The organism is Stutzerimonas sp. Brlt_14 (assembly GCF_051948915.1).
Lineage (GTDB): Bacteria > Pseudomonadota > Gammaproteobacteria > Pseudomonadales > Pseudomonadaceae > Stutzerimonas > Stutzerimonas stutzeri.
This window is the reverse complement of sequence record NZ_JAYJLM010000006.1, coordinates 31,473-56,132: the sequence shown is the minus strand read 5'-3', so window position 1 is coordinate 56,132 and position 24,660 is coordinate 31,473. Positions and strand designations below refer to the sequence as shown.

Genomic DNA, 24,660 nt, shown 5'->3' with positions numbered 1-24,660 from the left:
GGATATCAAGCCGCGGGCGCTCTCAGCCCCTGGATGCGCTCAGCGCCTGGGCCAGGTCGGCAAGGATGTCGTCGATATGCTCGATGCCGATGGACAGCCGGATCAGATCCTGCGACACCCCGGCGCGGGCCAGCTCCTCGGCATTCAGCTGGCGGTGCGTGGTACTCGCCGGATGGCAGGCCAGGGACTTGGCATCGCCGATGTTGACCAGGCGCACCACCAGCTTGAGTGCATCGATGAACCGTGCGCCGGCCTCCATGCCGCCTTCGATGCCGAAGCAGAGGATCGAGGCCGGCGTGCCGCCCATGTAGCGGCGTGCCAGTTCGTGTTCGGGATGATCCGGCAGGCCGGCGTACTTGACCCAGGCTACCTGCGGGTGGGCCTGGAGGAACTCGGCGACCTTCAGCGCATTCTCGCAATGACGCTCCATGCGCAGCGCCAGGGTTTCCAGCCCCTGCAGGATCAGAAACGAGTTGAACGGGGAAATCGCTGCGCCCATGTTGCGCAGCGGCACCACGCGGCAGCGACCGATGAAGGCGGCCGGGCCGAAGGCCTCGGTGTAGGTGACGCCGTGGTAGGACACGTCCGGCGTGTTCAGCAGGGCGAAGCGCTCCTTGTGCTGTGCCCAGGGGAATTTGCCGGAGTCGACGACGATGCCGCCAATGCTGGTGCCGTGGCCGCCCATGTACTTGGTCAGCGAATGCACGACGATGTCGGCGCCATGCTCGAACGGCCGGCAGAGCATCGGCGTGGCGACTGTGTTGTCGACGATCAGCGGCACACCGTGGCGGTGCGCGGCCTCGGCCAGGGCGGCGAGATCGATGACATTGCCCGCCGGGTTGCCGATGGATTCGCAGAACACCGCCTTGGTGCGATCGTCGATCAGCGCTTCCAGCGCTGCGATGTCATCGTGGGCGGCGAAACGCACCTCGATGCCCTGGCGCGGCAGGGTGTGGGCAAACAGGTTGTAGGTGCCGCCATAGAGTTTGGCCACCGAGACGATGTTGTCGCCTACTTCGGCGATGGTCTGGATGGCGTAGGTGATCGCTGCCATGCCCGAAGCTACGGCAAGTGCGGCCACCCCGCCTTCAAGCGCTGCGACGCGCTGTTCGAGCACGTCGGTGGTGGGATTCATGATGCGCGTGTAGATGTTGCCCGGCACCTTCAGGTCGAACAGGTCGGCGCCGTGCTGGGTGTCATCGAAGGCGTAGGAGGTGGTCTGGTAGATCGGCACCGCCACCGCCCTGGTGGTGGGGTCTGGGCTGTAGCCAGCGTGGATGGCGAGGGTTTCCAGTTTCATGGCGCGCTCCTTTTTCTTGTTCGTCATGGCAAAGGCCCGAGAGCATGAAACTGAACACCTGACCGGTCAATGATCCAGCGCAAGCCTTTCCGTCAAATCGGCGTGAGTGGCCAGAACAGCGGGATCACCAGCGTTCCGACCAGCCAGAGCAGCAGGTTCAGCGGGATGCCGATCTTGAGAAAGTCGGCGAAGCGATAGCCCCCGGCGTTGTAGACGAAGGTATTGGTCTGGTAGCCGATCGGTGTGGCGAAGCTGGCGCTTGCTGCGAACATCACCGCCACCACGAAGGCGCGTGGGTCGACGCCCAGGTGCTGCGCCAGGCCGATGGCGATGGGGGTGATCAGCACCGCCACGGCGTTGTTGGACAGCATCTCGGTGAGCAGCGAGGTCAGCAGGTAGATGAACGACAGCATGAACAACGGCCCGGCCCAGGGCGTCACGGTGGTCACGTTCTGTACGATCAGCTGTACCAGTCCTACCTTGTCCATGGCGATGCTGATGGCCAGCATGCCGAAGATCAGACTGAGGATCTTCCAGTCCACGGCCTTGTAGGCGTCCTCGACATCGAGGCAGCGCGTGGCCAGTACCGTGGCGGCGCCGATGATCGCCAGGCCTTCGATCGGCATCACGCCGAAGGCGGCGAGCCCCATCACTGCCAGCGTGGCGATGATGGCGATCGGCGCCTTGTCACGGCGGAACGCGCGCTCCTGTACGGCGTTGAGGCTGATCAGCTCGCCGTTGTCGGCGAAACGCTTGATCTGCGCCGGCGTGCCTTCGACCAGCATGACGTCGCCGAACTGCAGCTGGAAATCATCGAAGTTGCCTTGAATGTTCTCGTCCTGGCGGTGCACCGCAAGCACGCTGATGCCATAGCGGGCGGACAGGTCGAGGTCGCGCATCGGCCGGTGGCTGTAGCGCGACCCGCGGCCGACAATGGCTTCGGCGAGAATCACGTCTTCGCTGCTGATGGTCTCGAAGGCATCGCCGCGGTTGAAGGTCAGGTGGCCGCTCTCGCGCAGCTCCACCACATCCTTGACCTGCCCGTGGATCATCAGCAGGTCGCCGGCGCTGAGGACGAAGTCGTGCTCCGGGCGGCTGAACAGCTGGCTGTCGCGGTTCACCTGCAGCACCTGCAGGCCGCTGCCGCCGTTCAGGTTGGCCTCGGCGATGGTCTTGCCGATCACCGGGGAGTTGAGCGGCACGCGCAGTTCGGTCATGAAGTTGCGATCCAGGCGCGGGCCGAGCAGCTTGGACAGGGTGTCGCGCTCCGGTAGCAGATGCCTGCCGACCGTCAGCAGGTAGATCATGCCGGCAGCTGCCATGATCAGGCCGGCCGCAGTAATCTCGAACATGCCGAACGGCGCCAGGCCGGCCTTGCGCGCCACGCCATCGACGAGGATGTTGGTGGACGTGCCGATCATGGTCAGCGTGCCGCCGAGAATGGTCGCGTAGGACAACGGAATCAGCAGCTTCGACGGCGTGGTGCCGGCGCGCTTGGCCAGCGAAATCGCCACCGGCGTGAGGATTGCGACCACTGGCGTGTTGTTCAGGCAGGCGGAAATCACCAGCGCGGTGATCGTCAGGCCGAACAGTACGCGGGTAGGGCTGGTGCCGACCAGGTCGCCGAGCCAGGTGCCCAGGGCATCGATACAGCCGGTGCGCTCCAGCGCCGCGGAGATGATGAACATGCAGGCGATCGTCACTGGCGCCGAGTTGGACAGCACGCCGAGCACCTCGCCCGGTGTCAGCAGCTGGGTGGCCAGCAACACCGCCACCGCGATTGCGACGACGATATCCGGGCTCCAGCTCTCCCTGATGAACGCCACCAATACCCAGATCAGCAAGGCGCAGACGAACAACAGCGGCAGCGATTCGGGAAACATGGACATCCTTAAGGTGGCGACGACGAAGAGCCGAACAGCGGCCCCGCGCGCACGATAGAGAGGTCAGCTTAGAGAGTCCAGAAACCTTTCCTGCTGTTTATATGCGATCTGGTTATTAGCGAGCTATGGCAGTAGCCGGCACTCCAGCGCGACAGCTGTAGGGCAGACCTGGTGTCCTGCACAAATGAAAAAGCCGCGCAATGCGCGGCTTTGAAGGTGGTGGGCCCACACGGACTCGAACCGTGGACCAAAGGATTATGAGTCCTCTGCTCTAACCAACTGAGCTATAGGCCCCCAGAAGGCCGGCGGATTATAACGGCGGATGACAGTGGCGCCAATCGAAGCGCCCTGTTTGATAGGCATTGGTGAAAAAGAAACCCCCGGCATGCCGGGGGTTCTGGGTCTTACTCGTCGAGGAAGGAGCGCAGGTGCTCGCTTCTCGTCGGGTGGCGCAGCTTGCGCAGCGCCTTGGCTTCGATCTGACGAATGCGCTCGCGGGTGACATCGAACTGCTTGCCGACTTCCTCGAGGGTGTGGTCGGTATTCATGTCGATGCCGAAGCGCATACGCAGTACCTTGGCTTCACGGGCGGTGAGGCCGGACAGTACTTCGCGGGTGGCTTCCTTGAGGCTTTCCACGGTGGCCACGTCGATCGGCGACTGCATGGCCGAATCTTCGATGAAATCGCCCAGGTGCGAGTCTTCGTCGTCACCGATCGGCGTTTCCATGGAGATTGGCTCCTTGGCGATCTTCAGTACCTTGCGGATCTTGTCCTCGGGCATTTCCATGCGCTCGCCAAGCTCTTCGGGCGTGGGCTCGCGGCCCATTTCCTGCAGCATCTGACGGGAGATGCGGTTGAGCTTGTTGATCGTCTCGATCATGTGTACCGGGATGCGGATGGTCCGCGCCTGGTCGGCAATGGAGCGAGTGATCGCCTGGCGAATCCACCAGGTGGCGTAAGTCGAGAACTTGTAGCCGCGGCGGTATTCGAACTTGTCCACCGCCTTCATCAGGCCGATGTTGCCTTCCTGGATCAGATCGAGGAACTGCAGGCCGCGGTTGGTGTACTTCTTGGCTATGGAGATCACCAGGCGCAGGTTGGCCTCGACCATCTCCTTCTTCGCCCGGCGGGCCTTGGCCTCACCAATGGACATGCGGCGATTGATGTCCTTGATGTCGGCGATGGCGAGTTCGCACTGCTGTTCCAGTTCGATGAGCTTCTGCTGGCAGCGCTGAATCTCTTCCTTGCGGTTGCCGATGGCTTCGGCGTACTTGCTCTTGCCTGCAGCCAATTGCTCGGCCCAGTCGAGATTGGTCTCGTTGCTCGGGAACTGACGCAGGAAGTCGGCGCGCGGCATGCGGGCATCACGCACGCACAACTGCATGATGGCGCGTTCCTGAGCGCGGATCTGGTTCAGGGCATCACGCACGCGCTCGACCAGGGCATCGTACTGCTTGGGCACGAGCTTGATCGGCATGAACAGGATGGCGAGGGCTTCGAGCTCCTCGGTGGCCTGCTGGCTGGCGCGGCCGTGCTTCTTAAGGGCCTTGTTGGCTTTCTCAAGCTGTTCGGCGACCGCGCCGAAGCGCACGCGCGCAACTTCCGGATCGGGCCCGCCGTCGCCTTCTTCTTCCTCGGTATCCGACTCTTCTTCTTCGTCGTCGTCCTTGTCGTCGGCGACCGGCTTGGCCGTGGTCTGTGGCGTTTCCGGCTCGACTTCCTGCGGTGCGGCAGCACCGTCGTCGTCGGGGTCGATGTAGCCGCTGAGGATGTCGGACAGGCGACCGCCTTCGTTCGTCACGCGCTCGTAGTCGGCGAGGATGCTGTCGACGGTGCCAGGGAAGTGGGCGATCGCGCTCATGACTTCGCGAATGCCTTCCTCGATGCGTTTGGCGATTTCGATCTCGCCTTCGCGGGTCAGCAGTTCGACGGTGCCCATCTCGCGCATGTACATGCGCACTGGGTCGGTGGTGCGGCCGATATCGGTCTCGACCGCGGCGAGTGCGGCTGCGGCCTCTTCGGCTGCGGCTTCATCGGTATCGGCTTCGGCCAACAACAGGGCATCGGCATCCGGAGCGGTCTCGAATACGTTGATGCCCATGTCGTTGATCATGCGAATGATGTCTTCCACCTGTTCCGGATCGGAAATATCCTCCGGCAGGTGGTCGTTGACCTCGGCGTAAGTCAGGTAACCCTGCTCACGGCCACGCTGGATCAACTCTTTGAGGCGGGACTGCTGTTGCGCTTTTCCGGACATATAACCCTATCCACTGAAGGTTCTGGCGGGCTGAAAACAAGCTGAGCATTATAGCCGAGCTAGGACCTCACGCGCCAGTTGAGGTCGGTGTAGCGGGTATTGCGTTGCGGCTCAATAGGTTACGCAGTTGGTCTTTTTCCTCTGCGCTGAGTTCACCCTGGCGAGCCTTGCGCAGCAGGCTTTCGAGGCGCCGTTCCCGCTGTCTGGCGGCAAGGCTATTAATGGTGTCGAAAAACTGCTGTTCAAGGTTATCGGCAGAGATCAGCCATTCTTTCTCTGCCAGTGCGCGTAAAAGTCGCCCCTGATCGGTGCCGTGCCACCGGGCGATCAGCTGCAGGCTGCGCAGCTTGGGGTTTTTCTGCAGAGTGCCGAGCAGCGCTACCAGCAGTTGGGCATAGGTATCGTCTTCTGCGGCGAAATGGCTGACGTCTTCGACCTTCTGCGCCAGCTCCGGGTGGTGCAGCAGGGTGCGCAGGGTGGTCAGTGCCGGAGGCTCGACCGTGGCGGGTGTGCGCGGCCCGCGTGGCATTAAGTCTGGACCCTGGCCGTTTTTTTTCCAGTCCTTTTTCCACTCTTTCTTGCCTGGCTTGCCGTTGCGCGGTTGCGGCTGCACGGGTTCCGGTGGCTCGAAGTGGTCGGGCTCGCCGTAGGCCGGGCTGGCGTCGTAGTAGGTGTAGTCGTCGTAGGTCGGCGTGCTGCTGGGCGCGGATACGGGCGCGGCGGCCATGTGCTGCAGCGCCTCGCCGTTGAGCCCAGTGATCTCGGCCAGGCGCTGACGCATCAGTGCGCGCAGGTTGTTGCCCGGTATCTTTTCGATGAGCGGTGCGGCCAGTGTCGCCAGATGGGCCTTGCCTTCCAGGGAACGTGGATCGGCCTCTTCACTCAGTTGCTGGAAGAAATAGTCGGCCAGTGGTTGCGAGTGCTGCTGTATGCGGGCGCGAAAGGCGTCGGTGCCCTCGGCGCGGACCAGGGTGTCCGGATCTTCGCCGTCCGGCAGGAACAGAAAGCGGGCGCGGCGCCCGTCCTGAAGGTTCGGCAATGTAGCCTCCAGTGCGCGCCAGGCAGCCTTGCGTCCGGCGGCGTCCCCGTCGAAGCAGAACAGCACGCTGGGAACGATGCGGAACAGGCGTTTGAGGTGTTCCTCGCTGGTGGCGGTGCCCAGGGTGGCGACGGCATTGCGCAGACCTTGCTGGGCCAGGGCAATGACGTCCATGTAGCCCTCGACCACCATGATCTCGTCGAGATCGCGGTTGGCCTGGCGCGCTTCGTAGAGGCCGTAGAGCTCCTGGCCCTTGTGGAATACCGGGGTCTCCGGCGAGTTGAGATATTTGGGCTTGTCGTCGCCCAGCACCCGACCGCCGAAGGCGATCACCCGACCACGGCTGTCGCGGATGGGAAACATCACGCGGTCGCGAAAGCGGTCGTAGCGCTTGCCGTTCTCGGCGTTCTCGATCAGCAGGCCGGCATCGATCAGCGCCTTCTGCTGAAGCGCGTCGCCGCCGAGGTGCTTCATCAGGTTGTCCCAGCCGGGCGGTGCGAAGCCCAGGCCGAAGTCGCGGGCGATGACGCCGGACAGCCCGCGTCCCTTGAGGTATTCCACCGCGGCTTTGCGCGTCGGATGGCTTTTCAGCGCCTGGCGGTAATAGTCGGCGGCGGCGGCGAGCAGTGGGTAGAGCGGTGAATCGACCGGCTGGCGGGGCTTGTGCTTGCGCCCGCTGTCCTCGCGTGGGACTTCCATGCCGGCGCGCTTTGCCAGCTCTTCGACCGCCTGGGGGAAGTCCAGCTGGTCGTGGTCCATGACGAAGCCGAGGGCGTTGCCGCCGGCGCCGCAGCCAAAGCAGTAGTAGAACTGTTTGTCCGGGCTGACGCTGAAGGACGGCGTCTTTTCCTTGTGGAACGGGCAGAGGGCGCTGTAGTTCTTGCCGGTCTTCTTCAGCTGGATGCGCGAACCGACCACTTCGACGATGTCGGAGCGGTTGAGCAGGTCATCGATGAAGGATTGGGGGATCAGTCCGGCCATAGGGGTATCAGATTACGCTCGCATGCGCCGGAAATGAAAAAAACTCCGGCCTTTCGCCGGCTGGCGAAGCGGAGTCTGCATGCAATGCAAAACCCGGCCGAAGCCGGGTTTGATGCGACGTCAGCCGTACTGGATCAGTACAGGCGGACGCTACGGCGCTGCTCGCGCTGCACTTTCTTGGCGTGACGCTTGACTGCGGCAGCAGCCTTGCGCTTGCGCTCGGCAGTCGGCTTCTCGTAGAACTCACGCGAACGGACTTCGGCCAGAACGCCGGCTTTTTCGCAGGAGCGCTTGAAGCGACGCAGTGCTACGTCGAAGGGTTCATTCTCTTTAACTTTGACAGCGGGCATCCAGGACTTACCTTCACTTGATTACCGGTGGCAACGCGCTTCGGCAATGACTCGCAAGCACGCTGGTTTTAAGGGTTGCGGATGTTACCCGCTCCAATGCCGGAATGCAAAGCCCCTGATCGAAAAGCGCTGGTCGGTCGGACGGCCCGACGATTAATATGCACGGCTTCATTCGCCTTCCGGAAGGTTGAACCCATGCTGGTGCTGGGGTTGGAAACGTCCTGCGACGAAACGGGCGTCGCGCTCTATGACAGCGAGCGGGGCCTGCTGGCCGACGCGCTATTCAGCCAGATCGACCTGCATCGCGTCTATGGCGGCGTGGTGCCGGAGCTGGCTTCCCGTGATCACGTGAAACGCATGCTGCCGCTGATCCGTCAGGTGCTGGCCGAGGCCGGCCGCGAGCCGGGGCAGGTCGACGCGGTGGCCTATACGGCCGGCCCGGGTCTGGTCGGTGCCCTGCTGGTCGGTGCGTCCTGTGCTCAGGCGCTGGCGCTGGCCTGGGGCGTGCCGGCGGTCGGCGTGCATCATATGGAAGGCCATCTGCTGGCGCCGATGCTCGAAGCGCAGCCTCCGGCGTTTCCGTTCGTCGCCTTGCTGGTGTCTGGCGGGCATACGCAGCTGGTGCGTGTGGATGGCATCGGCCGCTACGAGCTGCTCGGCGAATCGGTGGACGATGCCGCTGGCGAGGCGTTCGACAAGACCGCCAAGCTCATGGGCCTGCGCTACCCGGGCGGACCGGAGATCGCACGGCTGGCCGAGCAGGGCACGCCGGGCCGCTTCGTCTTCCCGCGCCCGATGACCGACCGGCCGGGACTGGACTTCAGCTTCAGTGGGTTGAAGACCTTCACGCTCAATACCTGGCGGCAGTGCCGCGATGCCGGCGACGACAGCGAGCAGACTCGCTGTGACATCGCGCTGGCCTTCCAGCAGGCGGTGGTGGAGACGCTGACCATCAAGTGCCGACGGGCGCTGAAGCAGACCGGGCTGAAATCGCTGGTCATCGCCGGAGGGGTCAGTGCCAACCAGTCGCTGCGTCAGTCGCTGGAAACAATGCTTGCCGAACTCAAGGGGCAGGTGTTCTATGCGCGGCCACGTTTCTGCACCGACAACGGCGCAATGATCGCCTACGCTGGCTGTCAACGCCTGCTGGCGGGCCAGCATGATGGGCCGGCGATCGCCGTGCAGCCACGCTGGTCAATGGAGACGCTGCCGGCGATCTGAACCGCATCGACCTAGAAGTGCCTTTCCCGGCCAGCGAACAGATCGCGCACATTGCTGCGGTGACGCCAGACTATCAGCGTTGCCAACAGGCTCATCGGCAGCAGCGCACCGGGCTGCTGCCAGGCCAGCAGCGGCAGGCAGAGCGGCAGGGCGATCAGGGCTGCCAGCGAACTGGTGCGGGTCATGCGGAATACCAGGAGCCAGGCGGCGATGGCCAACAGCGCGGCCGGCGGGTAGAGCGCGAGCAGGGCGCCGGCGGCGGTCGCCACGCCCTTGCCGCCGCGAAAACGGAAGTACAACGGATAGAGATGGCCGCATACCGCCGCCAGACCGATCCAGGCCTGCTGCTGAACGCTCATGTCCAGCGAGGCGGCCAGCAGGACGGGCAGCAAGCCCTTGAGCAGATCGCCGAACAGCGTGCAGATCGCCAGACGCTTGCCGGCCAGACGAAGCATATTGGTGGCACCGGGGTTGCCGGAGCCACTGGCGCGCGGGTCGGGTATTCCGGCCAGGCGGCTGAGCAGTATGGCGAATGACAGCGAGCCGATCAGGTACGCGAGCAAGGTCAGCAGCCAGAACATGGAATCCATCCGGGGCAGGGAGTCCCTGAGTCTAACGGCGCGTTTCGAGCTTGTCGTGCCGCAGGAGAACGTTGCGTGGATACAGTCTTCATCGAAGGCCTGGAAGTGGATACGGTGATCGGCGCCTATGATTGGGAGCGCGGCATCCGGCAGTGCCTGCAGTTGGACCTGACGCTGGGCTGGGACATCCGTCCGGCGGCGCGGAACGACGAGCTGGACAAGGCGTTGGACTATGCCAAGGTCGCGGCGGCCATTGATCAGTTCGCTGCCGAGGCGCGCTTCGAGCTGGTCGAGACCTTCGCCGAACGCCTGGCGCAGCGCTTGATGGGCGAGTTCGGCATTCTCTGGCTGCGCCTGCGGGTCACCAAGCCCGGCGTCAATGCGCGCGCCCGTGCGCTGGGCGTGGAGATCGAACGCGGATGTCGCTAACTCCGGTGCTGCTCGGCCTGGGCAGCAATGTCCAGCGTGAGCCCCATCTGCATGCCGGCCTCGATGCGCTGGCCGAGCTGCTGGTGAGCATGCGTTGTTCGCCGGTGTTCGAGAGTCTGGCGGTTGGCTACAAGGGCGACAACTTCTACAACCTCGTGGTCGCCGGCGATACCGAGCTGCCGCTGACCGAACTGGACCGGCGGCTCAAGTTCATCGAGGCGGACAACGGGCGTTACGCGCCGGATCGCAAGGGATTGCCACTGGATATCGACGTGCTGCTCTATGGCGAGCTGGTCGGCAATTTCCACGGTTTGCTGCTGCCGCGTGCGGAGATTCTCAAGAACGCCTTCGTGCTCTGGCCGCTGGCGCTGCTGGCCCCGACCGTACGGCATCCCGCCGCGGATGCCAGCTTTGCCGAGCTGTGGGCGCAATCGACCATCGACCAACAGCTCTGGCCGGTGCCCTTCCAGTGGCGCGGCGCGGAGCTCACGCCCCCGGAGCTGGTCCGCGCCCACCCGCCGCGTTGTGCCTGACTAGCCGTTATTCGCATTCTGCTGGCAATGCCGCCCCAGTGCCTCGAGTCGGGCAGCGGCGAGTGCCTTGCCCAGCTCGGCGCCCTGGTGGCCTTGTTCCAGCAGCGGTTTGATCGCGACGTCACGAGCTGTTTTCGCCGCCGCCCGCAGGTAGTCGACCTGGGGTAAGGGTTGCGCGGAGCCGTCTGCCGGGGCGGTCATTTCGCAGGCCGCGATGAAGTGCTCGAAGCGTTCCGGGCGGCGATAGATATCGAAGTGCTGCAGCATGTCGAGCAATGCCTCGGCGGGCAGCGTGCGTGCATCGAGTGCGTCCTGGTGGTAGCGGCCGAACAGCATCGCCAGTTCCTGGCAATCCCGCGGCGCCTTGCAGCGCTGGTTCAGGGCGGCGATGGCCTGCAGGCGTGCCTCCTGGCTGGCGGCTGGTCCGGCGCTGCCGCGTAACAGGCAGGCCCAGCGTACCGGCAGTGGCTGGGCGTGCTTCGCACAGCGCCGCAGTGCGCCAAGCAATGCTTCGCCATGTGCGCTCTGCTCCTCGAAACTGGCAGCCAGTTCGGGGAACAGCTCCGGTAGGGCGTGACAGGCTTGCAGTACCTGAATGAAGACATCCGGGCGCGGCTCCATCAATGCGCGGGAGATCTCCTTCCAGCTGCGTTCGGCGGTGAGTGCCGACAGCTCGCCGGAGCGCGCCAGCTGACGCATCAGCTCAAGGGTTTCGTCGGCGATGCGGAAGCCGAGCTCGGCGTAACGCGCGGCGAAGCGCGCCACGCGCAGCACGCGCAGCGGGTCTTCGGCGAAGGCCGGCGACACGTGGCGCAACAGTCGGGCCTGCAGATCACGCTGGCCACCGTAGGGGTCGATCAGTTGCCCCTGCTCGTCTTCGGCAATGGCATTGATGGTGAGGTCGCGTCGCTGCAGATCCTCCTCGAGGGTGACCTCGGGGCTGGCATGGAAGGTGAAGCCGCCATAACCGCGGCCGCTCTTGCGCTCGGTACGCGCCAGGGCGTACTCCTCGCCGCTCTGCGGATGCAGGAACACCGGAAAGTCTGCGCCCACCGGGCGAAAGCCCCGGGCCTGCATTACCTCCGGGGTGGCGCCGACCACCACCCAGTCCACTTCACTGACTGCGCGCCCCAGCAGGCGATCACGCACCGCGCCGCCGACTTTGTAGATCTGCATAACCACCTCCGTAGGCGCGGAGGATAAAGGATATCGGCCGTATGGCCACAGATTGTGCTGAGAAAGGGGTCGCGGGCGTTGCCCGCGACGTCGGTCAGGCGAAGTTCATGCCGGGGAAGCGGCTGTCGGTCTCCGTCTCGTTGCTGGCGCGCGGGGGCATGTGATGGGTGTTGACCAGCTTGTCGTCCTGCATCGATTGCAGGTGCACGTCGAACCCCCACAGCCGGTGCAGATGCTTGAGTACCTCGTCGGTGGATGCGCCCAGCGGCTTGCGGTCATGCTGCATGTGACGCAGGGTCAGCGAGCGATCACCACGGCGGTCGACGTTCCACACCTGCACGTTGGGCTCGCGATTACCGAGGTTGTACTGCGCCGCGAGCAGTTCGCGAATGGTGTGGTAGCCACTTTCGTCGTGGATCGCCGGCACCAGCAGTTCGTCCTTGCGGTCGTCGTCGAGAATGCTGAACAGCTTCAGGTCGCGGATCACCTTGGGCGAGAGGAATTGCAGGATGAAGCTCTCGTCCTTGAAGTTGTTCATGGCGAATTTCACCGTGGTCAGCCAGTCGCTGCCGGCGATGTCCGGGAACCAGCGCTTGTCCTCTTCGGTCGGGTTCTCGCAGATCCGGCGGATGTCCTGGTACATGGCGAAGCCGAGGGTGTAAGGGTTCATGCCGCTGTAGTAGGGGCTGTCGAATCCGGGCTGGTAGATGACGCTGGTGTGCGACTGCAGAAACTCCATCATGAAGCCGTCGGTGACCAGGCCTTCGTCGTACAGATCGTTGAGCAGGGTGTAGTGCCAGAAGGTGGCCCAGCCCTCGTTCATCACCTGGGTCTGGCGCTGCGGGTAGAAGTACTGCGCGATCTTGCGCACGATGCGCACGATCTCCCGCTGCCAGGGTTCCAGCAGCGGCGCATGCTTCTCGATGAAGTAGAGGATGTTCTCCTGCGGCTCGGCCGGGAAGCGCTGGTTCCCGGCCTGCCCGTCGCCCTTGTCGGCGCCCTTGGGAATGGTTCGCCAGAGATCGTTGATCTGCCGCTGCAGATGCTCCTCGCGGTCCTTCTGCCGGCGCCGTTCTTCCTCGGCAGAGATGGGGTAGGGGCGCTTGTAGCGGTCGACGCCGTAGTTCATCAGCGCGTGGCACGAGTCGAGCAGGTCTTCCACCGCATCGATGCCGTGGCGTTCCTCGCACTGCATGATGTACTGCTTGGCGAACACCAGGTAGTCGATGATTGAGCTGGCGTCGGTCCAGGTGCGGAACAGGTAGTTGCCCTTGAAGAAACTATTGTGGCCGTAGCTCGCATGGGCAATTACCAGTGCCTGCATGCACATGGTGTTCTCTTCCATGAGGTAGGCAATGCAGGGGTCGGAGTTGATCACGATCTCGTAGGCCAGCCCCATCTGGCCACGTTTGTAGTGCTTTTCGGTATGCAGGAACTGCTTGCCGTAGGACCAGTGGTGATAGCCCAGCGGCATGCCCACCGACGCATAGGCGTCCATCATCTGCTCGGCGGTAATCACCTCGATCTGGTTCGGATAGGTATCCAGCGCGTAGCGTTCGGCGATGCGGCCGATTTCGCGGTCGTATTGCCGGATCAGGTCGAAGGTCCATTCCGAGCCGGTGGAAATGGGCTGTCGTTTCATGCTGCACACCTCAGCTGGTCATGCGCCGCTGGAAGAGTTCGCGGAACACCGGATAGATGTCCGCGGCACTCACCAGTTGCTGTTGGGCGAACGCATCGGAAAAGGCTTCGGCGACCTGGTTGTATTCGTACCAAAGCGCCTGGTGTTCGCGCGGGGTGATTTCGACGTAGGTGAAGTACTGCACGAACGGCATGATCTGGTTGATCAGGATATCGCGGCACAGCGGCGAATCGTCGTTCCAGTTGTCGCCGTCGGAAGCTTGCGCGGCGTAGATGTTCCACTCGTTGGCCGGATAACGCTCGGCCATGATCTCCTGCATCATCTTCAGCGCGCTGGAAACGATGGTGCCGCCGGTTTCGCGCGAGTAGAAGAACTCTTCCTCGTCCACTTCCTTGGCGCTGGTGTGGTGGCGAATGAATACCACGTCGATCTTGTCGTAGTTCCGCTTGAGGAACAGGTACAACAGGATGAAGAAGCGCTTGGCGATGTCCTTGGTGGACTGGGTCATCGAACCGGAAACGTCCATCAGGCAGAACATCACCGCCTTCGAGCTGGGGTTGGGATGCTTGACCAGCAGGTTGTACTTGAGATCGAAGGTGTCCAGAAATGGCACGCGGTTGATGCGCGCCTTGAGCCGTTCGATCTCTTCTTCGGCAGCCTTGATGTCGCCGAAATTGTGCGGCTCCTCCAGTCGCAGCCGTTCCAGCTCGGCCTTCAGCGCCCTGAGCTGGGCACGGCTGCTGCCCGATAGCGCAATGCGGCGGGCATGGGCCGAACGCAGGGTGCGGACGATGTTGATGCGCGACGGGTTGCCTTCGTTGGCGATGCCGGCGCGTACCGTCTTGAAGGTGTCCGTGCCGGTAAGGTGACGCTTGACCAGGTTGGGCAGCTCCAGGTCCTCGAACATGAAGTCGAGAAACTCCTCCTGGGTGATCTGAAAGACGAAGTCGTCCATGCCTTCGCCGCTGTTGCTGGCCTGGCCTGCGCCTTGCCCACCGCCGCCACCCTGCGGCCTTGGAATGCGCTCGCCGGCGACAAACTCCTTGTTGCCGGGGTGGACGATGGTCTGGCGTCCGCCGCGGCCGTGGTGAAGTACCGGCTCATCGATGTCGCGTCCGGGGATGCTGATCTGTTCGCCATGTTCCATGTCGGTGATGGAACGACGGCCAACGGCTTCCTCCACCGCTTTCTTGATGTGCCCACGGTACCGCTGCAGGAAGCGCTGGCGGTTCACCGTGCTTTTGTTCTTGCCATTCAGGCGACGGTCGATCACGTAGCTCATAGGCCCTCCGGGCTAGGCTGAAAAGCATAGACCTGAAGCCGGAAGCGGAGCGTTCCGTTCCCGGCTTCAGGCTTCCAGCCGCTTACTGCGATTTACGCACCCGCAGATACCACTCGGAGAGCAGGCGAACCTGCTTCTCGGTATAGCCGCGCTCAACCATGCGCACGACGAAATCGTTGTGCTTCTTCTGGTCTTCCTTGCTGGCCTTGGCGTTGAAGCTGATGACCGGCAGCAGGTCCTCGGTGTTGGAGAACATCTTCTTCTCGATCACCACGCGCAGCTTCTCGTAGGACAGCCACGACGGGTTCTTGCCGTTGTTGTTGGCGCGGGCGCGCAGCACGAAGTTGACGATCTCGTTGCGGAAATCCTTCGGGTTGCTGATGCCGGCTGGCTTCTCGATCTTTTCCAGCTCCTCGTTGAGCGCCACGCGGTTGAGGATTTCGCCGGTCTCCGGATCGCGGTATTCCTGATCCTGAATCCAGAAGTCGGCGTACAGCACGTAGCGATCGAAGATGTTCTGCCCGTACTCGCTGTACGACTCGAGATAAGCGGTCTGGATCTCTTTGCCGATGAACTCGATGTAGCGCGGCGCCAGGTACTCCTTGATGAAGCGCAGGTAGCGCTCGCGCACCTCGGCGGGGAACTGTTCCTGCTCGATCTGCTGCTCCAGCACGTAAAGCAGGTGCACCGGGTTGGCGGCGATCTCATGGGGGTCGAAGTTGAATACCTTGGAAAGAATCTTGAAGGCGAAACGGGTGGAAAGCCCGTTCATGCCCTCGTCGACGCCAGCGGCATCGCGGTATTCCTGGATCGACTTTGCCTTGGGATCGGTGTCCTTGAGGTTCTCGCCGTCATAGACGCGCATCTTCGAATAGATGTTGGAGTTCTCTGGCTCCTTCAGGCGCGACAGCACCGAGAACTGCGCCAGCATCTTCAGCGTGTCCGGCGCGCAATGAGCTCTGGACAGCGAGCTGTTGGCCAGCAGCTTGTCGTAGATCTTGATCTCATCCGAGACGCGCAGGCAGTACGGCACCTTGACGATGTAGATGCGGTCGATGAAGGCCTCGTTGTTCTTGTTGTTGCGGAAGCTGTGCCACTCCGACTCGTTGGAGTGGGCCAGCAGGATGCCGCTGTAGGGAATCGCGCCCAGGCCCTCGGTGCTGTTGTAGTTGCCCTCCTGAGTCGCGGTCAGCAGCGGGTGCAAGACCTTGATCGGCGCCTTGAACATCTCGACGAATTCCATAAGGCCCTGGTTGGCCCGGCACAGCGCGCCCGAGTAGCTGTAGGCGTCGGCATCGTTCTGCGGGAATTCCTCGAGCTTGCGGATATCCACCTTGCCCACCAGCGAAGAGATGTCCTGGTTGTTCTCGTCACCCGGCTCGGTCTTGGCCACGGCGATCTGGTTGAGGATCGACGGATAGAGCTTGACCACGCGGAACTTGGAAATGTCGCCGCCGAATTCCTGCAGGCGCTTGGTGGCCCAGGGCGACATGATCGAGTTCAGGTAGCGCGGCGGGATGCCGTAGTCCTCCTCGAGGATCTGCGCGTCCTCCACCGGGTTGAACAGCCCCAACGGCGATTCGAAGACCGGCGAGCCCTTGATGGCGTAGAAGGGCACGCGTTCCATCAGTTGCTTGAGCTTTTCGGCCAGCGACGACTTGCCGCCGCCCACCGGGCCGAGGAGATAGAGGATCTGCTTCTTCTCTTCCAGGCCCTGTGCGGCGTGGCGGAAGTAGGAGACGATCTGGTCGATGCATTCCTCCATGCCATGGAAATCCTCGAAGGCCGGATAACGGCGGATCACCTTGTTGGAGAAGATGCGCGACAGTCGTGGGTCGGTGGAAGTGTCCACCAGTTCGGGCTCGCCGATCGCCATCAGCAGGCGCTCGGCCGCGCTGGCGTAGGTTCGTGGGTCCGCCTTGCACAGATCGAGGTATTCCTGGAGTGAATATTCCTCCTGGCGGGTCGCTTCGAAACGTTGCTGGAAGTGGCTGAAAATGCTCATGACTTCACCTCGATCGATGCACGAATAGGCGCGTCATCAGGCACTCTGGAGCACGGCCGAAGTGGCGGCCAGTGGAGTTCCCCCGAACACCTAATGGTCGAAACCCTGAATTCCGTCAGCCGTTTCCCGGCTTCATTTATTTGGATGGCCTGAACTCAAGGATAGTTCGGATTCGGCAAGGTCAAGGTGCGCGAGGGGTTTTCGGCGCTGCCGTTCGGCTGACAACAGCGTCTGGGCCGCGGATGACGCGGCGTTGAGGCGAAATAATTTTTTACTGTTGTTCGTCGTGCTCGACGTCGCTGGGGTAGGTATGGCGCCAGAGCTCGAAGCCACCGTCGAGGCTGTAGACCTCGGAGAAGCCCTGGTTGACCAGATAGGCGGCGGCGCTCTGGCTGGAGTGGCCGTGATAGCAGGTAACGATCAGCGGATGGTCGAGGTCGGCCGCAGCGATGAAGTCCGGCAGCGAACGGTTGTCCAGGTGCCGCGAGCCGCTGATATGGCCGTTGGCGAAGCTGTGCGGGTCGCGGATATCGACGATGACCGCGCCTGCATTGCGCATGGCGTGGGCCTGTTCCGGCGGGATGCGTTTGAAGTCGGTCATGCAGGTTTCCCGTGTTCGCATTCGCAGCGATGCATTTCGCCGCTGTCGAGGTTCATCAGGGTCATGGCGTTGCCCCAGACGCAGCCGGTGTCCAGCGCGAAGACGTTCGGCTCGTCGCACTGGCCTTCCAGTGCGGCCCAGTGGCCGAAGATCAGCTTGACGTTGCGGGTCTTGCGGCTGGCGTGACTGAACCAGGGCGCGTAGCCGGCTGGCGCGCTGTCGGCACCTTCCTTGGCGTCCAGGTCGAGCGTGCCGTCGGCCTTGCAGAAGCGCATGCGGGTGAAGTAGTTCGTGATCAGGCGCAGGCGCGGCACTCCGTGCAGCTCCTTGTTCCACTTCGCCGGCTGGTTGCCATACATGCCGTCGAGGAAGGGCAGCAGCAATGCGTCGTCCTGCAGCGCCTGCTCAACCTCGGCGGCGCGGCGCAGGGCCTTTTCCAGCGACCACTGCGGCGGGATGCCGGCGTGCACCATGGCGGTATGCCGCTCGGCGTCATAGTGAATGAGTTTCTGCTGGCGCAACCAGTCGATCAGGTCGGCGCGATCCGGAGCGTCGAGGATCGCCTGCAGGGTGTCGGACTTGCGCATGCGCTCGATGTTATGGGCCACCGCCAGCAGGTGCAGGTCGTGGTTGCCCAGCACGGTGATCGCGGAGGATTCGAGGTCGCGCACGAAACGCAGGGCTTCCAGCGACTGCGGGCCGCGGTTGACCAGATCACCGGCCAGCCACAGGCAATCCCGCGAGGGGCTGAAGTCGACCCGCTCCAGAAGGCAGGTCAGGGGTTCGAGGCAACCCTGCAGGTCGCCGACGGCATAGGTGGTCAATGCAATGCTCCGGGTACGGCAAGGCGGAACGGTGCGATGACGGCATCGAAGCTGTGACCGTCCTCGGCCACCATCTGATAGCTGCCCTGCATGCTGCCGACACAGGTCGGCAGCAACGTTCCGCTGGTGTAGACGTGGTGCTCGCCCGGTGCGATCAACGGTTGTTCGCCGATGACGCCGGCGCCACGCACTTCCTGCACGTGGCCGTCGCCGTCGGTGATGATCCAGTGTCGCGACAGCAGCTGCGCCGCCACCTCGCCTTTGTTCTCGATGGTTACGGTGTAGGCAAAGGCATAGCGGTTTTGTTCCGGCTCGGATTGCGCGGCCAGATAGCGGGGCGTGACGCTGACGTCGATGCGGTAGCGTGGGTCTTCGGTCATGGTCAGCTCGCGGGAGGCGCCAGGGCGGATGCCCTAGCTGCGCTCGGTCAGTTGATCGGAAAGGCGGACGAAGGCCGCCAGGTCCAGCTGTTCGGGGCGCAGACTGCCATCTACGCCCGCTGCCTCGATGGCTTCGGCATCCAGCAGGCCCTTGAGGGTGTTGCGCAGGGTCTTGCGCCGTTGATTGAACGCCTCGCGCACGACGCGCTCGAGCTGGCGGTGATCCCGCGCCGGATGAGGCAGCGTCTCGTGCGGCACCAGGCGAACGATCGCCGAATCGACCTTCGGTGCCGGGTTGAAGGCGCCCGGGCCGACGTTGAACAGATGCTCCACCCGGCAGTGATACTGCACCATGATCGACAGCCGCCCCCAATCACCCCCGCCAGGTTGCGCGGCCAATCGCTCGACCACTTCCTTCTGCAGCATGAAGTGCATGTCACGGATCAGCTGGGCGTGTTCGAGCAGGTGGAAGATCAGCGGGGTCGAGATGTTGTAGGGCAGGTTGCCGACGATGCGCAGGCTGGCCGGCTCCTGGCTGAGCCGGCTGAAGTCGAACTTCAGGGCGTCGCCCTGGTTCAGGTTGAAGTTCTCGCGCCCGGCGAACTTGGCCTGCAGGATGGGGATCAGGTCCAGGTCGAGCTCGACGACATCCAGCTGGGCGCCGCTGTCGAGCAGCCCTTCGGTGAGGGCACCTTGCCCGGGACCGATCTCCACCAGTCGCTCACCCGGCTTGGCGTGGATCGCCCGCAGAATGCGGTGGATCACGCCGGCGTCGTGCAGGAAGTTCTGGCCGAAGCGTTTGCGCGCGCGGTGTTGGTAGTCGGACATGAAGGCAGCTCCAGGCTTCAAGCCGCAAGCGTCAAGCAAGAGCGTAAAGCGAAAAATGAAAGGTGCGAAGCTTACCAGCTGAGTCGCCGGGCCGGCACCCATTGCGAGACGGATGCCGGGGTGGACCGGCTTCCTAAGCGGCGCCCGACATCTGATAGGCCGTTTCCAGCGCGACCTGCAGGCTGCCGATGTCGACGCGGCCGGTCCCGGCAAGGTCCAGGGCGGTGCCGTGGTCCACAGAGGTGCGTACGATCGGCAGGCCGAGGGTGACGTTGACCGCTGCGCCGAAGCCCTTGTACTTGAGCACCGGCAGGCCCTGATCGTGATACATCGCCAGCACTGCATCGCAGTGTTCGAGGTGCTTGGGGGTGAACAACGTGTCGGCGGGCAGTGGGCCGATCAGCTCGATGCCCTCCTCGCGCAGACCCGCCAGCGTCGGCTCGATGACTTCGATTTCCTCGCGCCCCAGGTGGCCGCCTTCCCCGGCATGGGGATTCAGGCCACAGACCAGAATGCGTGGGCGGGCGATACCGAACTTGCTCACCAGGTCCGCGTGCAGGATGCGCGTGACCCGCTGCAGACGCTCGGCGGTGATCGCATCGGCGACATCCCTGAGCGGCAGGTGGGTGGTTACCAGCGCCACACGCAGGCCGCGCGTGGCGAGCATCATCACCACCTGTTCGGTGTGGGTCAGCTCGGCGAGAAATTCGGTGTGTCCCGAGAAGGGAATGCCGGCTTCGTTGATCACGCCCTTGTGCACCGGGGCGGTGATCATGCCGGCGAAACTGCCGTCCAGGCAGCCGCGTCCGGCGCGGGTCAACGTCTCCAGTACATAGTGAGCATTGCGCGGGTCGAGCTGGCCTGCCGTCACCGCAGTGGCGAGCGGTGTGTCCCAGACGTACAGACAGTTGGCTGGCGCGGGCTCGCCGGGCCAGTCCTGCGGTCCGGCATCGCGCAGTTCGATGCTCAGCCCCAGCTGTTCGGCGCGCTGGGCCAGCAGCGCGCGGCTGGCGATGGCCACCAGTGGCCGCGGTTGCGCCTGGCGTGCCAGCAACAGGCACAGATCCGGGCCGATGCCGGCCGGTTCGCCGGGCGTCAGAACGAAGGGGCGGGACGTGGGCATCGAGATTCTCCGCTAGGCATCGGGCAGTGATCCGCCGGAAATGAAAACGGGGTGGCGACCCTCAGGCCATCACCCCGCATTGCTGTTGCGTGTAGTTACAGCGTGCAGCTTAGAGCTTGACCTCGACGTAGGCCTCGTCACGGATCTGGCGCAGCCAGGCCTGCAGCTCTTCATCGTACTTGCGGTTGCGCAGCAGGCTCAGCGCCTGTTGCTCGCGGAACTGCTCGCTGGCATCGGTGGCGCGGCGGCCGAGCACCTCGAGGATGTGCCAACCATAGGGCGACTTGAATACCTGGGACAGCTCGCCACTGGGGGTGTTTGCCATGACTTCACGGAACTCGGGCACCAGCGAGGCCGGATCGATCCAGTTCAGGTCGCCACCGTTGAGAGCCGAACCCGGGTCCTCTGAGAAGCTCCTGGCCAGCTGAGCGAAATCTTCGCCGGCATTGATGCGGTCACGCAGACGCTGCACCAGCAGACGGGCTTCTTCGTCGCTGCGGATCGCGCTGGGCTTGATCAGGATGTGACGCACATGCACTTCGTCGCGCACCTGCGTTTCGCCACCACGCTTGTCCAGCAGCTTGAGCATGATGAAGCCCGGCGGCGTACGCACCGGCTGGGTCACTTCGCCGACCGACAGCTCGCGTACTTCTGTGTCGAACGGTGGTGGCAGCTGGGCGGCCTTGCGCCAACCCATGTCGCCACCTTCCAGCGCGTTCTCGCTGCCCGAGCGGGACACGGCCAGGCGGGCGAAGTCCGCGCCCTGCTGTAGCTGTTGATAGGTGTCCATGGCCGTGCGCTCGGCAGCCTGGATGGTGGCCGAGTCGGCACCTTCCGGCACGGCGATGAGGATATTGGCCAGGTGGTATTCCTCGGACAGCTGCAGCTTGCCGAGATCCGACGCGAGGAAGTTCTGCACCTCCTGGTTGGACACCTGGATACGCTCGGCGACGCGGCGCTGACGCACACGGCTGATGACCATCTCGCGGCGGATCTGCTCGCGGGCGGTTTCCAGACTCAGGCCGTCACGGGCCAGCGCCTCGCGGAACTGCTCCAGCGACATGTTGTTGCGCTGGGCGATGGTGCCCATGGCCTGGTTGAGTTCTTCGTCGGAGATGCGGATGCCGGAGCGCTCACCGATCTGCAGCTGCAAATTCTCGGTGATCAGGCGCTCGAGCACCTGTTGTTGCAGCACGTCGGTCGGCGGCGCATCGGCGCCGCGCTTCTCGATGGTCTGCTGGACCTCGCGCATGCGCTGATTCAACTGGCTCTGCATGATGACGTCGTTATCGACGATCGCCACCACGCGATCCAGTGGTTGAACCTGGGCGAGGGCCGCAGGCGCGAGGGTCGCACCGCTCAGCAGCAGTGCGCCGAGCGCGAGCGGGCGCAGTACTTCAGAAAGCTTGGTCTTCACGTTCACGGTAGCCTTGGATGCCTTCGTCGAGGAAAGTTTCGGTCGCATTGCCGACTACGCCGCCGAGTCCCTTGAGGACGATCTGCAGGAAGATGCCGCGGTCCGGCTCGTCGTTGCGGTCGGGGTTGAGGCTGGTCTCGTCGTAGTCGATCCAGTAGCGATTGATCAGGCGCAGCTTCCAGCAGCAACTGTCGTACTCGAAGCCACCGAAGGCTTCCAGGGTGCGGCTGCGGCTGTAGTCATGCTGCCAGCGGGCGATGACGCTCCATTGCGGGACCACCGGCCAGATGACCGAGAAGTCGTGCTGGTTGATCTTGTAGTAGTCCTTGATGTACTCCGGCGTGCCCGGCGTGCCGTAGTCGCCGCCATAGGTCCATTCACCGGTCGCCTGGTCGAAGCGCATGGTGTCGTTGCGATAGCGATAACCGAGATTGACGATCTTGCCCGGGTTGTCAGCCGGCTGGTAATGCCACATGGCACTGCCGGAACGGGTGCTGTGGCTGTCCGGATCCCAGTTGAAGGTCGAGGTGAAGCGCCAGTCTTGGTTGTAGCGGTACATGTATTCCAGGGCGTAGGGCGATACGTCCGATGTGTAGTCGCTTCGCTGGTCTAGAGGGGTTCTACCAGGGCTGTCTGGCATCGTTACTTTGCGATCTTCGAAGTAGAACGCCTGGCCGATGCTGAAGCGCTGACGCTCGAAACCGTTGGGCTCGACCCAGCGGCTGGTAACGCCAAGCGAAACCTGATTGGCATCGCCGATGCGGTCCTTGCCGGAGAAACGGTTCTCGCGCCACAGCGAGGAGTAGCTGAAGCTGCTTTCGCCTGTATCGAAGATCGGAATGTCGTCCTGATCTTCTTCCGGAACGTAGAGATAGAACAGGCGCGGCTCGAGCGTCTGGCGATAGTCCTTGCCGAACCATTGGGTGTCGCGGTCAAAGTACAAACCACTGTCGACACTAAGGATTGGCACGCTGCGGTCTGGCGAACGCTTGAAGTCGGTGACTCCGTCGAATTCCGGATCGCGCCCGCGAGCGTCCAGATCCAGATCGTACTGGGTGTAGGCGTATTTCAGCGATGGCTTGATAAAGCCCCAGCTCCAGTTCAGCGGCAGGCTGACGCCCGGCTCCAGGTGGATGCGCTCACCCTCGGCGCGGTTCAGTCCCCTAAGCCTAGTGTCATACCAAGGTGTTCCTACCGTGTTGTCCGGGTTGATAGGTCCGCCGTTCTTATCAACAAAGTTGCCAGTACGCAGGCTGCGCTGAAAACTCACGAACTCGGTCTTGTAGGCGAAGTTTAGGCCGCCCGGCTGGAAAGGTAGGCGTCCATCCAGGGTTAGCTGCGGCAATCGCTCATACGGCGTGATGTCGGTGACGGTCGCGCGTTCATAGGCGTGCACGTTGAGGCGCGCCGTGTAGGTGTCGCCGCGATAGGTAAGCGTGCCGCGCTGGTCAAGGAAGTCAGGCTGATTGATATCCAGGTTGGTATCCAGATCCTGGAAGTAGTAGGGATCGCTGATATCTGTGTAGTCCACCTCGGCGAGCCAGCGCGAATCCAGGCCGGTACGGTTCTGCCAGCTGTACATCCAGCGCTGGTCCTCGTACTCGGACTGCAGCTTGCGGTCGTCGTTGCTGTCGTCCAGGTAGGCGGCGCCGAACTGGCCCTCGCTGCTGCGCGTCAGGTAGCGGAACTCGCCTTCCATCAGCAGGCCGCGGTCGGTCATCAGATGCGGATACAACGTGGCGTCGAAATTCGGCGCCAAGTTGAAGTAATAGGGCGTCTGCAGCGAGAAGCCGTTGTCGCTGGACGAGCCGATACTCGGTGCGAGAAAGCCGGACTGGCGACGATCATCGATGGGGAAGTGGATATAAGGGGTGTAGAACACCGGAATATCCTTGACCCGCAGCGTCACGTTGGTGGCCGAACCGAAGCCGGTAGCCGGGTTCAAGGTGACGTTGTTGCCCTTCAGGTGCCAGCTGTTCTCGCCCGGCTCGCAGCTGGTGTAGGTGCCGTCCTTCAGGCGGATGATTGCGGTTTCCTCGCGCTTGGCGTACTGCGCGCTGCCGCGGACCTTGCCGGAATGCACGACGTACTCAGCGTTCTCCACCTTGGCTTCACCGCTGTCGAGGAAGATCTCGGCGCGGTCGCCGACCAGCAGTGCGTCGCGGTCGCGAAAGCGCACGTTGCCGGTCAGCTCGCCGCGGTTCTCCAACTGGTGCAGGCTGGCTTCGTCCGCCTCGACCTGGATGCTGCCCTGGCGCAGGACCACATCGCCAGCGAGGGTGGCGATTTCCTGCTCCTGCTCGTAGCGGGTGGCCTTGGCCGACACGTAGGTCGGCGCTTCGCTCATCGGCGTGGTGTCGAATTTGCCGGGACGGTCAGGCTCCACATAGGTGCCTGCGCAGTACGGGCCGGTTTCGGCGAGCTGAGCAGGCGTCAGCTGATCGCGTGGCACCCAGTCCAGATGGCTATAGTCTGCGCTGCGCGAGGCCAGCGCGCGGCCCTTGCTCTCGGTGACCAGCTTGGTTGTGGCGGTCGGCTCTTGCGTCTTGGCAGTGGCTGACTTGACTGTCCCCGTCGTGCTCACGGCGCTGCCGCTATGACTCGGGCGCGGTGGCAGTGCGGGGCTGGCTGCGTTGGAGGCACAGTTCCAGCCACCGGATGCGTCCGGCTGGCAGGCGAACTGTTCGGCGGCGATGACAAAAGGAACAGCTACCGGTTGCAATGCGAGCAAACCGCCAGTAACCAATAGAGGGAATTTTTTACGAAACGCGGGGTATTTGACTGCCATCTTGTTTTTTGGTCCGTGC

20 protein-coding genes and 1 tRNA gene are annotated in these 24,660 nt (G+C 63.3%); 3 read left to right on the top strand and 18 right to left on the bottom strand.

Features of this window, described 5'->3' with window-relative positions; translation table 11 throughout:
* Positions 1-22: 22 nt before the first annotated feature.
* The 6 genes from VF716_RS15450 to rpsU all read right to left on the bottom strand — a co-directional run bounded on the left by VF716_RS15450 (position 23) and on the right by rpsU (position 7,811).
* Positions 23-1,300 (bottom strand): bifunctional O-acetylhomoserine aminocarboxypropyltransferase/cysteine synthase, encoded by a 1,278-nt coding sequence (locus VF716_RS15450; RefSeq protein ID WP_011911801.1) that lies wholly within the window; start codon positions 1,298-1,300, stop codon positions 23-25.
* Between the two features lie 92 nt (positions 1,301-1,392).
* Positions 1,393-3,183, bottom strand: coding sequence for an SLC13 family permease (locus VF716_RS15445; protein ID WP_013981665.1), 1,791 nt, complete (start codon positions 3,181-3,183; stop codon positions 1,393-1,395).
* Positions 3,184-3,400: 217 nt separating this feature from the next.
* Positions 3,401-3,477, bottom strand: a tRNA-Ile gene (locus VF716_RS15440).
* 110 nt (positions 3,478-3,587) lie between these two features.
* Entirely contained in the window at positions 3,588-5,441 is a 1,854-nt protein-coding gene (gene rpoD / locus VF716_RS15435; RefSeq protein ID WP_020307772.1) for an RNA polymerase sigma factor RpoD, read from the bottom strand.
* A 67-nt stretch (positions 5,442-5,508) separates the two neighbouring features.
* Entirely contained in the window at positions 5,509-7,461 is a 1,953-nt protein-coding gene (dnaG, locus tag VF716_RS15430) for a DNA primase (RefSeq protein ID WP_013981667.1), read from the bottom strand.
* A gap of 134 nt (positions 7,462-7,595) precedes the next feature.
* Positions 7,596-7,811: a 30S ribosomal protein S21 gene (gene rpsU, locus VF716_RS15425; protein WP_003290642.1), complete on the bottom strand. Its 216-nt coding sequence runs from the start codon at positions 7,809-7,811 to the stop codon at positions 7,596-7,598.
* Positions 7,812-8,006: 195 nt separating this feature from the next.
* Here rpsU and tsaD point away from each other — a divergent pair, with 195 nt between their 5' ends.
* Complete coding sequence (gene tsaD / locus VF716_RS15420) at positions 8,007-9,032, top strand: tRNA (adenosine(37)-N6)-threonylcarbamoyltransferase complex transferase subunit TsaD (RefSeq protein WP_125921162.1); 1,026 nt, start codon at positions 8,007-8,009, stop codon at positions 9,030-9,032.
* Between the two features lie 11 nt (positions 9,033-9,043).
* Here tsaD and plsY read toward each other — a convergent pair whose 3' ends face one another.
* Entirely contained in the window at positions 9,044-9,613 is a 570-nt protein-coding gene (gene plsY / locus VF716_RS15415; RefSeq protein WP_043942105.1) for a glycerol-3-phosphate 1-O-acyltransferase PlsY, read from the bottom strand.
* 75 nt (positions 9,614-9,688) lie between these two features.
* Between plsY and folB the strand changes: the two genes are divergently transcribed.
* Together folB and folK are read left to right on the top strand one after the other, a co-directional pair.
* Positions 9,689-10,042: a dihydroneopterin aldolase gene (gene folB, locus VF716_RS15410; RefSeq protein WP_095461302.1), complete on the top strand. Its 354-nt coding sequence runs from the start codon at positions 9,689-9,691 to the stop codon at positions 10,040-10,042.
* Positions 10,033-10,575, top strand: a complete 543-nt coding sequence (folK, locus tag VF716_RS15405) for a 2-amino-4-hydroxy-6-hydroxymethyldihydropteridine diphosphokinase (protein ID WP_014595741.1) — start codon at positions 10,033-10,035, stop codon at positions 10,573-10,575. The genes folB and folK overlap by 10 nt, the downstream gene beginning before the upstream one ends.
* On the opposite strand, the gene VF716_RS15400 is transcribed toward folK, so the two are convergent.
* From VF716_RS15400 to VF716_RS15350, 11 genes are all read right to left on the bottom strand, one after another.
* Positions 10,576-11,751 carry a multifunctional CCA addition/repair protein gene (locus VF716_RS15400; protein ID WP_095461303.1) on the bottom strand — a complete coding sequence of 392 codons (1,176 nt, stop codon included), beginning with the start codon at positions 11,749-11,751 and terminating at the stop codon, positions 10,576-10,578.
* Positions 11,752-11,845: 94 nt separating this feature from the next.
* Positions 11,846-13,393, bottom strand: a complete 1,548-nt coding sequence (locus tag VF716_RS15395; protein WP_095461304.1) for a SpoVR family protein — start codon at positions 13,391-13,393, stop codon at positions 11,846-11,848.
* A gap of 10 nt (positions 13,394-13,403) precedes the next feature.
* Positions 13,404-14,675 carry a YeaH/YhbH family protein gene (locus VF716_RS15390; RefSeq protein ID WP_011911933.1) on the bottom strand — a complete coding sequence of 424 codons (1,272 nt, stop codon included), beginning with the start codon at positions 14,673-14,675 and terminating at the stop codon, positions 13,404-13,406.
* A gap of 82 nt (positions 14,676-14,757) precedes the next feature.
* Positions 14,758-16,680, bottom strand: a complete 1,923-nt coding sequence (locus tag VF716_RS15385; RefSeq protein WP_013981674.1) for a PrkA family serine protein kinase — start codon at positions 16,678-16,680, stop codon at positions 14,758-14,760.
* Between the two features lie 271 nt (positions 16,681-16,951).
* Positions 16,952-17,281, bottom strand: a complete 330-nt coding sequence (gene glpE, locus VF716_RS15380) for a thiosulfate sulfurtransferase GlpE (protein WP_095461305.1) — start codon at positions 17,279-17,281, stop codon at positions 16,952-16,954.
* A complete protein-coding gene (locus VF716_RS15375; RefSeq protein WP_011911936.1) occupies positions 17,278-18,105 on the bottom strand; it encodes a symmetrical bis(5'-nucleosyl)-tetraphosphatase in 828 nt (275 codons plus the stop codon). Before VF716_RS15375 ends, glpE begins: the two co-directional genes overlap by 4 nt.
* Entirely contained in the window at positions 18,102-18,485 is a 384-nt protein-coding gene (gene apaG / locus VF716_RS15370; protein ID WP_013981676.1) for a Co2+/Mg2+ efflux protein ApaG, read from the bottom strand. Before apaG ends, VF716_RS15375 begins: the two co-directional genes overlap by 4 nt.
* A 33-nt stretch (positions 18,486-18,518) precedes the next feature.
* Positions 18,519-19,313: a 16S rRNA (adenine(1518)-N(6)/adenine(1519)-N(6))-dimethyltransferase RsmA gene (gene rsmA, locus VF716_RS15365; protein WP_013981677.1), complete on the bottom strand. Its 795-nt coding sequence runs from the start codon at positions 19,311-19,313 to the stop codon at positions 18,519-18,521.
* Positions 19,314-19,446: 133 nt separating this feature from the next.
* Positions 19,447-20,436, bottom strand: a complete 990-nt coding sequence (pdxA, locus tag VF716_RS15360) for a 4-hydroxythreonine-4-phosphate dehydrogenase PdxA (protein WP_049325896.1) — start codon at positions 20,434-20,436, stop codon at positions 19,447-19,449.
* 109 nt (positions 20,437-20,545) lie between these two features.
* Positions 20,546-21,853 (bottom strand): peptidylprolyl isomerase, encoded by a 1,308-nt coding sequence (locus VF716_RS15355; RefSeq protein ID WP_026012444.1) that lies wholly within the window; start codon positions 21,851-21,853, stop codon positions 20,546-20,548.
* Positions 21,834-24,641: an LPS-assembly protein LptD gene (locus VF716_RS15350; RefSeq protein WP_095461306.1), complete on the bottom strand. Its 2,808-nt coding sequence runs from the start codon at positions 24,639-24,641 to the stop codon at positions 21,834-21,836. Before VF716_RS15350 ends, VF716_RS15355 begins: the two co-directional genes overlap by 20 nt.
* Between the last annotated feature and the right edge of the window lie 19 nt (positions 24,642-24,660).